Annotated in this window: 11 protein-coding genes and 1 pseudogene; 3 read left to right on the plus strand and 9 right to left on the minus strand. The window is 33.5% G+C overall.

Annotation, left to right across the window (positions count from 1 at the left end; genetic code table 11):
- Nucleotides 1–164: 164 nt before the first annotated feature.
- From F6K22_RS17075 to F6K22_RS17105, 7 genes and pseudogenes are all read right to left on the minus strand, one after another.
- Entirely contained in the window at nucleotides 165–428 is a 264-nt protein-coding gene (locus F6K22_RS17075) for a hypothetical protein (RefSeq protein ID WP_293100130.1), read from the minus strand.
- Between the two features lie 96 nt (nucleotides 429–524).
- Nucleotides 525–656, minus strand: coding sequence for a competence protein CoiA family protein (locus F6K22_RS17080; RefSeq protein WP_293100132.1), 132 nt, complete (start codon nucleotides 654–656; stop codon nucleotides 525–527).
- A gap of 295 nt (nucleotides 657–951) precedes the next feature.
- Nucleotides 952–1077: pseudogene (locus F6K22_RS17085) on the minus strand (homogentisate phytyltransferase); the annotation flags it as partial.
- Nucleotides 1078–1198: 121 nt separating this feature from the next.
- A complete protein-coding gene (locus tag F6K22_RS17090) occupies nucleotides 1199–1558 on the minus strand; it encodes a hypothetical protein (protein WP_293100135.1) in 360 nt (119 codons plus the stop codon).
- 33 nt (nucleotides 1559–1591) lie between these two features.
- Entirely contained in the window at nucleotides 1592–1945 is a 354-nt protein-coding gene (locus F6K22_RS17095; protein ID WP_293100138.1) for a hypothetical protein, read from the minus strand.
- 149 nt (nucleotides 1946–2094) lie between these two features.
- Nucleotides 2095–2280 carry a hypothetical protein gene (locus tag F6K22_RS17100; RefSeq protein ID WP_293100141.1) on the minus strand — a complete coding sequence of 62 codons (186 nt, stop codon included), beginning with the start codon at nucleotides 2278–2280 and terminating at the stop codon, nucleotides 2095–2097.
- A 290-nt stretch (nucleotides 2281–2570) separates the two neighbouring features.
- Complete coding sequence (locus F6K22_RS17105; protein WP_293100143.1) at nucleotides 2571–3620, minus strand: homogentisate phytyltransferase; 1050 nt, start codon at nucleotides 3618–3620, stop codon at nucleotides 2571–2573.
- Between the two features lie 285 nt (nucleotides 3621–3905).
- On the opposite strand from F6K22_RS17105, the gene F6K22_RS17110 reads away from it, so the two are divergent.
- Entirely contained in the window at nucleotides 3906–4172 is a 267-nt protein-coding gene (locus F6K22_RS17110; RefSeq protein ID WP_293100146.1) for a hypothetical protein, read from the plus strand.
- 238 nt (nucleotides 4173–4410) lie between these two features.
- Here the strand turns inward: F6K22_RS17110 and F6K22_RS17115 are convergent, their stop codons facing one another.
- The gene (locus tag F6K22_RS17115; RefSeq protein WP_293100149.1) at nucleotides 4411–5148 is read right to left on the minus strand and encodes a potassium channel family protein; all 738 of its coding nucleotides are present in this window, start codon (nucleotides 5146–5148) and stop codon (nucleotides 4411–4413) included.
- Between the two features lie 1911 nt (nucleotides 5149–7059).
- Nucleotides 7060–8391, minus strand: coding sequence for a TrkH family potassium uptake protein (locus F6K22_RS17120; protein ID WP_293100152.1), 1332 nt, complete (start codon nucleotides 8389–8391; stop codon nucleotides 7060–7062).
- A 178-nt stretch (nucleotides 8392–8569) separates the two neighbouring features.
- On the opposite strand from F6K22_RS17120, the gene F6K22_RS17125 reads away from it, so the two are divergent.
- Nucleotides 8570–9844 (plus strand): RNA-guided endonuclease InsQ/TnpB family protein, encoded by a 1275-nt coding sequence (locus tag F6K22_RS17125; protein ID WP_363273762.1) that lies wholly within the window; start codon nucleotides 8570–8572, stop codon nucleotides 9842–9844.
- A 74-nt stretch (nucleotides 9845–9918) separates the two neighbouring features.
- The gene (locus F6K22_RS17130; RefSeq protein WP_293100155.1) at nucleotides 9919–10785 is read left to right on the plus strand and encodes a methyltransferase domain-containing protein; all 867 of its coding nucleotides are present in this window, start codon (nucleotides 9919–9921) and stop codon (nucleotides 10783–10785) included.
- Nucleotides 10786–11148: the final 363 nt, after the last annotated feature.

Genomic DNA, 11148 nt, shown 5'->3' on the forward strand with positions numbered 1-11148 from the left:
AATGAAGTATATGAGTTTCTAACTGTTTTACTATAGCGAGATTTAATTTTCCCCATTTTCATATTTTGACGTTTAGCTTTTTGAGTATTCAAGTATTCATCAGCTTTACTTACAATTTCAGAGAGAAATTCAGGCTCATTTATAACTTTGTGTGTTAATACAATTTAGTCTATTAAATTCAAATTACAGCCACATAAAGTTTCATAAGATTCATTGTGAATGTCATAAATATAATGTTTCCCGCGACATTGCCAAAAATTAACAGGAAAAAATCTGATTTTAATGTCTTGTTGTTTTTTATATCGGTAAAATTGACAAAATTTAAAATTACCAGATAAAATTTCAGTAATAAAATTCTTTAAAAGATAGATATTATTATCAGAAATTACCGTAGGATTTTTAGAAGCGTAAAACTGTAATTGAAACATAGGTATATCTTGTCTTGCTTCGGATGTTGGTAACTTTTTAAATAACCAGCAACAACGAATCCCATTTCTGATATATTTATCTTGACGTTGTTCAGTTTATTCTAAGCTTTGAGGACTCCATTGAACTTCAAAAGCAAGTGTAACTAATTGATTTTTTATCTGCTTAGTAGCTAAAACATCTGCTATCCAATCTACTCCACTTGCTTCAGTTTTAACCTCATAACCCATATTTTTAAAGACTTTAGCAATTTCTGTTTTGCATAAAAGATGTTGCCATGTTTCTGGGCAATAACTACATCCATCTTTCTTATTATGAACAAAATGCTTAGTTCCCTTTTTTGAGGTTCTTAAATATCCTGTTGCTTCACAACAAGGTAAAATAACTTGAACTTGATTCTGTTTTAATTTTTCTCATTCTTTGTCAGATAGAAATGGGGATAATAATTCTTGATTATTTAAGATAGCTCTTAATGGCATAAATTTATGGTTAGATAAATTCCTAAATTTTTATCTTCAATTATGACTAAGATAAAAGACAAGCTATAAGAAAAATTAGATATTCTAGGAAAAATAGTTTCCAAATAAATTGATAAAAATCAGCCATCGCCTTTTTATCTTCCTGGTCTACTTTTTGACTAAACCACCAGATTTGACTTACTTGTAAATTTTTCCATCTACCTAATTATAATCTCTCCAATTATAGAGTTACGCACAAGTCAAAATTTCAAAGTAATCTCTAACTGAATGTATAATTCCCCAGTTTAGTAATATCAAGCCAAGTTTGTTTCATCAAAAACTTTTTCTAATTCTGGAGTTAATTTTAGATAATTACTCCAAAGTCTCAAGTAGTCAAAATCTAATATTTTTCGTCTAGCTTTTAAAACTCCTAATACATCACGCCATTGTTTTTGATAGTAATTATCCGCAATTTTGTACCATCTTAATTTCTGTAAAACAATATCTTCAGTAGAAACAATATAAATAAGTTGATTTGTAGAAAATAATTGTACTTGTTTCCGGCGCGACATGGCAGGAAAATCAAAATCATTAGATTGTTCAATAGGATAAATTTCAGCTTTGATGACTGATGTCGTATGAATAACATTAAAGGTATTAGTACGACCACTCATAGCATCATCTATAGCAATTTCACTTACATAAAATTATGCTGATAAAGCTGTTATTAATTGTTGTATTTTTTCTAGTTCTAAAATCACGGCAATATCGACATCTTCTGTTTGTCTCCGTTCTCCCCAAAAGGAACTAGCAATACCACAACCTAAATAATAAGGAATATTCAAATTATCTAATATTTCAGCAAGAGTGACGGCTAAATATATTTCAGAAACAATCATAAAATCTGTATCAATTAATCTATTGATTGAGCAATATTCCTCTCCTAGCTTGAACTTTATATACTCTATTTTTAATTGTTTATTGGTTAAATTATCCTGTTGCTGTCTAAATAAATCCCACCAAATTTGTTGTGGCTGAATAGATGCTCTATGATATTGCATGATTCTGGTTTATATAGGCATTTTACCTATCAGCTAAAACCAGATTTTTTCAGCTTCTATTGTTGTATCTACTCCTTGGGTTTTGTACATTATTGTCTACCACGATGTTACTCAAAATATTAATTTTAATTTACTGTTTGATAAGACGACTATAAGATTTTTTGATGCAGTTTTTCCAGCAAGTTTATCTTATCTAAAACTAGCTCAAAACTGTAATTTGAATCCACGGCGATAATAGGTTGAGGATAGCCTTTTTGAATTGACAAAGCAATTTTTAAGCTGGCATCTCCTAGTCCAGAGATACTAATAGTTTGGCGATCGCCACTCAGACGCACTATAGTAAAATCCTCTCCCTCCCTAAATTAAAACTCCAGGATAGAACCGACAAATTCTCCTTCTCAGAGATTTTCAACTCCAGGGATATTTTTGGCAATATCCACCAGTTGATTTTGGTCGAATCATTCATTTTTGCCGATAAACAAAATCAGTAATTGCATCATTTATAATATTCTTTTTTAAAATTGCTACTAAATATCTATCTCCAATTTATGGGGAGTCTAGTTGTTAAAAGTCAGACAAAATTATAAATTTTCTTACTTTTGACTTTTGACTTTTGAGTTTTAACTTAAAAAAGACAAGCCATGGGAAAAATTAGATATTCTAGGAAAAATAGTTTCCAAATAAATTGATAAAAATCAGCGATCGCCGTTTTATCTTGCAGGTCTACTTTTTGACTACGCCACCACATTATACCCAAAGGAAATAAATGACTTATTAGCAAAAAAATTAGATTAATATTTGCCGACCAAGCTACACCAAATATAATCATTCCAATATAGCAAATTGTTAATACCCACCTTGCCAAATTAAAGACAGCAAATACTCCTAACTTAATCGTAAATGTATTGATATTATATTGACGGTCTCCTTCAATATCTGGAATATCCTTAAAAATAGCAATGGCAAAAGTAAATACTATCACAAACAAAGTTAGCGCCCAGACTGTCGGAGGAATTTCCGGAATTATCAAGCTTTTTTTGAATAGAATTATTTCACCTAATTCTCCAATCCATTTATTTAAACTTCCTGAGACTTCCTCAAATTTTTCCCATCCCCAAACAAAGCTTAAAAATATGCCTAAATTGACAATGACTCCCCGCACAGTAAAAATACATAGTGCTGCCAAAACAGGAAATCTTTTTAATCGGACAGGAGGCAAAGAATAAGCTGTACCAATTGCCAAACTTATTCCCACTGTACCTAATAAAAACGGTCCGCCAATCAGAGCCAAACTTAAAGCCAAAACACCCATTATTGCCACAATCAGTTGACCAGAAAAACGAGAAAATTCACCAGCAGCTATAGGTAGATAAGGTTTATTAATTTTATCTATTTCCACATCCTCTAACTGATTTAATCCTACTATATAAACATTTCCACATAGACAACTTATCCAACTTACCAATAATAGAATGAAACTATATATAAACGAAGATTGATTAAAAAAATCCGAGCGATCGCCTATAGCAATTAGATATAAAGCCAGCACACTTAATGTTGTACCAATAATTGTATGTGGACGAGCAAACTTCCAAAAACTATATAGCCATGGCAAATATTTTTGCACCAAATTAGTTGCTAGTTTTGCCTCTTGATAACCAGAAAATTCTCCCATAATTACTTGAAATTATTTTTACCTTGATTTTTGATCGACTAAATAGAGCTGGCTGAATAAATTTAGAACCGATAGATATCGGATATTTAAGTGCTACAAAATTATAAAAAAGTGACAAATGCAGGACTAAATCAAGCTGAAAATATCACATTTTTTCTAGTTAGGTGAGGGAAAAATGGAGAAAAATTCATAGTCAAACTATTGTTCTTCAGATTATTCTCCATTCCCTACTCTAACCCATAATACTTTTTCAGTAAGCTCCAAAATTAAAACTTGAATACTGCCATGAATTTAACGAAGTCAGAATTCAGAAGTCAGAAGTTAGAAGTTGTTTTTTTTACAGGGATTATACCAATTACTAAAAGTAATGCTACGCTTCAGCTCTACATCAAAAGTAAAATAATGACTAAAGTTTTTTGTCTATTTTTGACAATTATTAATCGGTCAGTATTGATTATTCCTACTTTTACTTTTCCCCCCAACCCCCCACACTTCCCCACCCAATTAGATATAGCATTCTTTTTGATAAATGGTATTAGAGCAACCCTCTAAAAACATTTCGCCTTGAAAGACAGGTTTTCAGACCCAATTATTTTGATAAATTTATGGCTATTGCCAAGGTACTCGTTTTGTCTCCCAACTGCTACAGAGAAGTAGCTAAATTTAAGTCAGGAATTCAATTCTATTTTAGAGTAAAAAAATAGCTTTTTATTTTTGTTTTTCCCTCTTTACTACAGCATTTTTACATTTACTTTAATCAACAATTTCTATGATTTTTATCATTTTCCTATTACTTTTGCAAACGATTAATATCTTCATTAGAACCAAGTACAATTATTGCTGTTCCTTTTTTTAAGATTGTACTTAGCTTAGGATTAATTGTAAATTTTTCATCTTCAGCACTGACTGCTAATAAATTCAAACCATATTTATTCCGTATTTCTAAATCAGCAATAGTTTTACCATCAAATTTATCCGGTACAATAATTTCTACAATACTATGTTCTGGGTCGATGTCAAATTTATCAATTATTCCAGGCTTAGTTAGTAATCGTGCTAATTCACAACCCATTTCTCTTTCTGGAAAAACCACATAATCTGCTCCAACCTTTTCTAATAGTTTCTTATGAGTTTCAGAAGAAGCTTTAGCTACTACAGATTTTACACCCAATTCTTTAAGATTTAGAGTGGTAGTAATGCTTTCTGCCAAATAATTACCAATTGCAACAATTACTGTATCAAAATCTAAAATACCAGCTTGTTTAATCGCATTAATTTCTGTTGAATCTAATTTAAAAGCATGAGAAGAAATTTCATCAGTTAGAGCCAAATTTACCTTTTTTTCTTCCTTATCAATAGCTAGCACTTCATAACCTAAATTATGTAGTGTTTCACAAACAGCTCTACCAAATCTACCTAAACCAATTACAGCAAATTGTTTATTTTCCGGGCGCAAATTTTGCCAAAAATTCCAAGATGATAATTTCACTAAAAATTCAGCGTTGTAGCTTCTATTTTTGAATAGCAAACACAACGCTGCCTCCAAATATCTATTTACAAGTAAGCATTCAGACTTCACCTATCAGTTTCATACCAAATCTCCTTGACTAAGGTTATACCAATTCTCGAAAGTAGCTAGAGAGATAATGTCTCTAAAATATCTTCCCAAATCTACTCATAAATTTCGATTTTTGGTATTCTTGACATTTACTTTTCTTATGATTCACCTATACTAAGTCTCCATTCACTTTTGAGAATTGATATTATATTTAAAAAAGTCAAAGTCTTGATATAAAGAATATTGGGAAATTTAGGTAACTAGCCTATAATAACCGGATTTAGTATTATAGGTTTCTGACAAAGAATCAGTATTGAGAGATTGAGCTAAAATTCAAATCTATTGCTAACAGGAAATCAGTTAACTTTAGATATCCAGAAAAAATTTGCTCCCTCTTTCATTTTTATTGCCCAATGCTAACCGCCAATAGCTGAATGCTTACATTGTCAGATTCTATCAATTAAATAAAAGTTTTGAACAACTAGATTTACATAACTAAACTTTGTTTGAGTTTTGACTTGAGCATCAATAACTCAAACAATTAAGCTAGGTAGGTAAAAATATTTGCATATTTACTACTCAGGTATATTTTCTTTTCACTGTTCACACCCAAGGTGTTCCCTCTCCAGCAAATATTAAATTAATTTTGCACAACTATTTAAGTAGGTAGACAAAAAAAGTTGTAGAATAGAACCTATTTTCAAATCCTAGAAATCATTAAGATTGCTTCTTTCGAGTATTGCTTTTTTCCAGTCCGTTCCACTCGCTTCAGACAGAGTTGCATTTAAAAGCCTACCTACTTATACCAAATTCCAACAATATATATCAATTTCATAAAATGTTGCTACATTGGATTTGTTCGTAGGTTGTAGGTATTAGGTGTTAGGAGGAGGGTAAGTATCTTAATAGTTTTACAGATGATTTTACTGTAACTATCTATGCATGAATTCGGTAATTTTTATAGTAAAAAAAGGAATAGGGAACAGGAAAAAATCTGCCCTCAAATTTAATTTTCCTATATTGCTAAACCGACATTTCCCCTACTCCTTTAAGTTACCAAACTGACGGTTACTCTACCTGCTGGTTTGTCAATTTTCAAATGATGGGTTCAAACTCAATTGAGAATACAAGAGGGAAAAGTAGACAAGGGAGAAAACTTAATAGCTTACCCATCAAATCAATATTGACAGACCACTACTAAAAAAAGTTAATTTTAGAAAAAGTCTTATGGCTGAGTGTAGGGAATGACGAATAGGCAATCTGCAATAGTTTAACTGTTTATTTGTGTGCATTTTTTACTCACCTGACTGGAGGAAATTTCTAGTTTTTGAACTTAATTTAATCCAGTATCTGCCAATTTTTCAAGCTTTTACTGCATTTAAATATCTGATATCTATGGGTTCTAGATTTATTCAGCCAGCTCTAAGTAAGTATGTGTAAAAAATGGTAGGTTAACTCAGAGAAATTGTTTAATTCTTGTTTCCTATCCCCTGTTCCTTGTTGCCTCTCAACAATCATTTTCTATTTAATTACCGAATAATTATAATTATTAATTAAATACCTTGGTTAAAAGCCTCCCCCCATAGGAGAAAAAGCGCTCCTTTAGCTAACGCATAACGCGCGTTTCGGCTGTCGCCGACATGAAAAACGCGGAGTGACTTGAATTGCGGAGCTTGGAGTAGGATGGAATGGCGAGGTATCCCGCTCTTACAGAGCCGCTCCGAAGTACGCCATATCCAATCTCCCAAAAGAGAAAAATGCTCTTGAATTTCCTTATATTCAATTCCGTTGCGGTTTTCACCAGAGGTAATTATCCATTATCCATTATCCATTATTCATTAATGAAACCTACCTACTTAGCAATATCTTTTCCAACTGATATTATACAAATAAATTTTCTTCTGGATATTCAACTGCACTAGGCTTTTGTTCAGCAAAAACAGTTGAAACCAACAATAATACACCTACTCTACCTATATACATTGCTGCAATTAAAACTAATTGTCCGGGAATTGTAAAATTGGAGGTAATACCTGTAGATAAACCAACCGTAGCAAAAGCAGATACAACCTCAAAGAAAATTTGAGTTAATTTTAATTGTTGGTCAGTAAATGCAATTATAGTAGTAGCGAAAGCCACTAATATAGCTGATGCAAAAACTATACCAATAGCTTTAATAATAACTATCATAGGAATTTTGCGCTGATAACATAACACTTCATCTCTACCTTCTAGAGCTGCTTTTGTACTATTAAATAATATTGTAAAAGTTGTAGTTTTAATCCCTCCTCCAGTGCTACCCGGACTAGCACCAATAAACATTAAAGCAATTGTTAAAAACAAACTAGCATCAGTCAAATTGCCAATATCAATAGTGTTAAAACCAGCAGTTCTAGTAGTAACAGATTGAAACCAAGCAGCAATTAATTTTTCCCCTAGGTTTAAACTTTCTAGAGTATTAGGATTATTAAATTCGCCAATAAAAAAAGCAATCAAACCAAAGAGTAATAGAAAAATAGTGGTATGAGTAACTACTTTAAAATGTAGAGAAAAAGTGTGACAGGCTTGTTCTCCTTGGCAACGATCTTTAACCCATGAATACATTTCCATAATAACTTGATAGCCCAATCCACCAAATATAATCAAGCCAGTAATTACAAAATTTAGCAACGGAGACTTTACATATTGAACAAACCCATCCGAATACAAACTAAAACCTGCATTGTTAAAAGCATTAACGCTATGAAAAATAGAATACCAAAAACCTTCTTGAAAACCATAAATTGGCACAAAAACTAACAAAAGTAACACAACACCGGTAAATTCAAACACAATTGTTGTCGCTAAAATTGACTTAATTAAACCCTCTACACCTGCTAATCCCACCTGTTCCAAAGATTGCTGAAGAGCGACTTTTTCTTTCAGACGAAATTTATGACCCAGCAACAACAAAAGAATAGTTGTAGCAGTCATATAACCAAAAGCTCCAATTTGAACTAATAATAATAAGAACAACTGCCCCCAAAATGAATAATACTCTCCCACATTTACAACGGATAGTCCAGTCACACAAACAGCAGAAGTAGCTGTAAATAAAGCAGTTACAGGATGATTCCAATTCCCACTACTCATTGAGATAGGTAGCATTAGTAATATACTGCCAATAGTAATGACAATAATAAAACCTTGACAAATAGTTCGAGCTACATTCATTGCAATTTTTTAGTATGTATGTTTAGCTAAATCGTCGAGAAGCCTCGCGCCATAATCTCTCATTTAGCGGGAGATTAATCGGCGGTAAATAAATTGAGTTCAATGCCCCATTAATTTACAAATATTGCTTTTTGTTCAAGACTCAAAAGTTGATGTTATCATAACAATAAGCGATAATATGTTTATAGTAATGTGGACGGCTTATCAGTACAAATTAAAGCCTAATAAAGAACAAGTTTCTACCATAGAACTATGGCTGGACTTGTTGCGTCGGCAGTACAACTATCGTTTGGGTGAGAGGTTTTCGTGGTGGTCAGAAAATCGCTGTCCGGTTAATGCAAGCCCATTAATAATGCCAATTCCTCAACTAAGAAATAACCCGGATTATTACTCTCAGAAAAAAGATTTAGTCAATACTAAAGATAAATTTCGGGAGTACAAACTAATTCATTCTCAAGTATTGCAAGATTGTATTAAACGGGTAAAACTTGCTTTTGAAAGGTGGTTGAAAGCAGATAAAAATGGCCATAGATTAGGCAAACCAAGATTTAAAGGAAAAGGTCGTTATCGTAGCTTTACTTACCCTCAAATCAAGCAAAACTGTATTGAGGGAAATAAGATTAATTTACCTAAAATTGGTAAAGTCAAGTTGATTCAACATCGACCATTGCCCGAAGGTTTTCAAATTAAAACCGTTACTATTAGCCGTAAAGTTGATGGCTATTATGTCACCCTATCCTTAGAAAATAAATGGGTTCCCTATTTCCCTGATGTCGAACCGACAACAGAAAATACTCTGGGAATCGATATGGGGCTGAAAAACTTCTTGGTAACAAGTCAAGGAGAATCGGTTCCCATTCCTCAATATTATCGCTCATCTCAGAAGCGATTAAAGACTCTACAAAAACGTTTATCCCGCAAAAAGAAAGGCAGCAAAAGATGGTTAAAAGCTGTCAAAGCGGTGGCTAAACAACATAAAAAAGTAGCTGACAAGCGTAAAGATTTTAATTTCAAAACAGCCAATGAATTGTTATTAAAAGCTGAAGTTATCCAATACGAAAACTTAAATATTAAAGGGCTAGCAAAGACCCGTTTGAGTAAATCAATTAACGATGCTGGGTGGGGTCAATTCCTGTCTATTTTAACTGTCAAAGCCGGAAATGCTGGAGTGAAAACTATAGCTGTGAATCCTCAAAATACCAGCCAAGATTGCTCGAATTGCGGTGAAAAAGTCCCGAAAGAATTAAACATACGAACTCATTCTTGCCCACACTGCGGTATCGTCATAGACCGCGACTTGAATGCAGCAATAAATATAAAAAATAGGGCGGCGGGACATCCCGTCCTTAAAGCTCGCTCTTGTCCGATGCAGTGGCAGGACTGGGAAATGAGAAGCCCACACTATAGCGTCAGCTTAGTATGGGAGTATGTCACAACCTTAATTAATCTATAATTATGATCGTGAAATAAGTTATCAAGCCTCTGATTTAAGCTGGAAGTATTGATAACTGATAACTGATAACTGAAATGACCTCAACTCTAATCGAACAAATTCAACAATTCTATGATGCTTCCTCCAGTCTGTGGGAAGAAGCATGGGGCGAACATATGCACCACGGCTACTATGGACCAGATGGTAAGCAGAAAAAAAACAGGCGACAAGCTCAAATAGACATGATTGAGGAACTACTTCAGTGGGGAGCAGCAAATGAAGCATCAAGTTTGTGGCCTCCTACCTCGATCCTTGATGTAGGTTGTGGCATCGGTGGTAGTACACTGTACTTAGCCGAAAAGTTTAATGCTACTGCTACGGGTATCACCCTTTCTCCTGTGCAGGCCAAAAGAGCTAAGGAACGGTCTGAGTCGGCCAACTTAAGTCAACAGACTAATTTCATAGTAGCCGATGCCTTAGATATGCCCTTTGCTGATGAGTCTTATGACTTGGTTTGGTCTCTCGAAAGTGGAGAACATATGCCCAATAAACAGAAATTTTTGCAAGAATGCCATCGAGTACTAAAGCCTGGTGGCACAATAATTATGGCTACTTGGTGTCATCGTCCAGTAGATAGCTCTAATGGAGAACTGACCGATGATGAACGGAGACACTTGGCTGATATTTATCGGGTTTATGCTTTACCTTATGTTATTTCTTTGCCAGAGTATGAGGCGATCGCCCAAAATATAGGTTTTCAAGATATCTGTACTGCTGACTGGTCAACTGCTGCTGCTCCTTTCTGGGATGTAGTGATTGAATCAGCTTTTGACCCTAAAGTTCTTGTTAGTTTGCTCTTCAGTGGTTGGACAACAATTGAAGCTGCTCTTTCCCTAGGTTTAATGAGCCGTGGATATGAACGAGGGTTAATTAAATTTGGTCTGTTGTGCGGGAATAAATAGAGTTTGCTGAAAAAAGCAGAGTATGGGGAGTGTGGGGAGAGGGGGGAGTAGTGGAAATAATTATACCTGTATCTTTCTGTGCTTGTCTGCTCAAAGTCCTAAATTTTTGGTCACTCAAGCTGAAAAATTTGCACTTTTTTTCGCTATACAAAGGCACTTACCTTTATATGTCAGTGCTTTTAGATTTAATCAGCAAACCCTAAATAATTGACTATCAGAAATTTATTTTCACTGAGTAGAAATTAATACAAATTTTCCTAAATTTTGACTATAGGATATTGTATAAATGTTAAATTCTGTAGCAATTTGCTTATTTATACTATAATCTTGGCTGGTGTTCCTTAAAAGTAGAGAATATAGCAG

The organism is Okeania sp. SIO2F4, assembly GCF_010672385.1.
Taxonomy (GTDB): Bacteria; Cyanobacteriota; Cyanobacteriia; order Cyanobacteriales; family Microcoleaceae; genus Trichodesmium.

Excerpts from the sequence above, each read along its gene's own strand:
- F6K22_RS17075 (WP_293100130.1), bottom strand. The coding sequence starts at position 428 with ATGTTTCAATTACAGTTTTACGCTTCTAAAAATCCTACGGTAATTTCT.
- F6K22_RS17080 (WP_293100132.1), bottom strand. The coding sequence starts at position 656 with ATGGGTTATGAGGTTAAAACTGAAGCAAGTGGAGTAGATTGGATAGCA.
- F6K22_RS17090 (WP_293100135.1), bottom strand. The coding sequence starts at position 1,558 with ATGAGTGGTCGTACTAATACCTTTAATGTTATTCATACGACATCAGTC.
- F6K22_RS17095 (WP_293100138.1), bottom strand. The coding sequence starts at position 1,945 with ATGCAATATCATAGAGCATCTATTCAGCCACAACAAATTTGGTGGGAT.
- F6K22_RS17105 (WP_293100143.1), bottom strand. The coding sequence starts at position 3,620 with ATGGGAGAATTTTCTGGTTATCAAGAGGCAAAACTAGCAACTAATTTG.
- F6K22_RS17110 (WP_293100146.1), top strand. The coding sequence starts at position 3,906 with ATGAATTTAACGAAGTCAGAATTCAGAAGTCAGAAGTTAGAAGTTGTT.
- F6K22_RS17120 (WP_293100152.1), bottom strand. The coding sequence starts at position 8,391 with ATGAATGTAGCTCGAACTATTTGTCAAGGTTTTATTATTGTCATTACT.
- F6K22_RS17125 (WP_363273762.1), top strand. The coding sequence starts at position 8,570 with ATGTTTATAGTAATGTGGACGGCTTATCAGTACAAATTAAAGCCTAAT.
- F6K22_RS17130 (WP_293100155.1), top strand. The coding sequence starts at position 9,919 with ATGACCTCAACTCTAATCGAACAAATTCAACAATTCTATGATGCTTCC.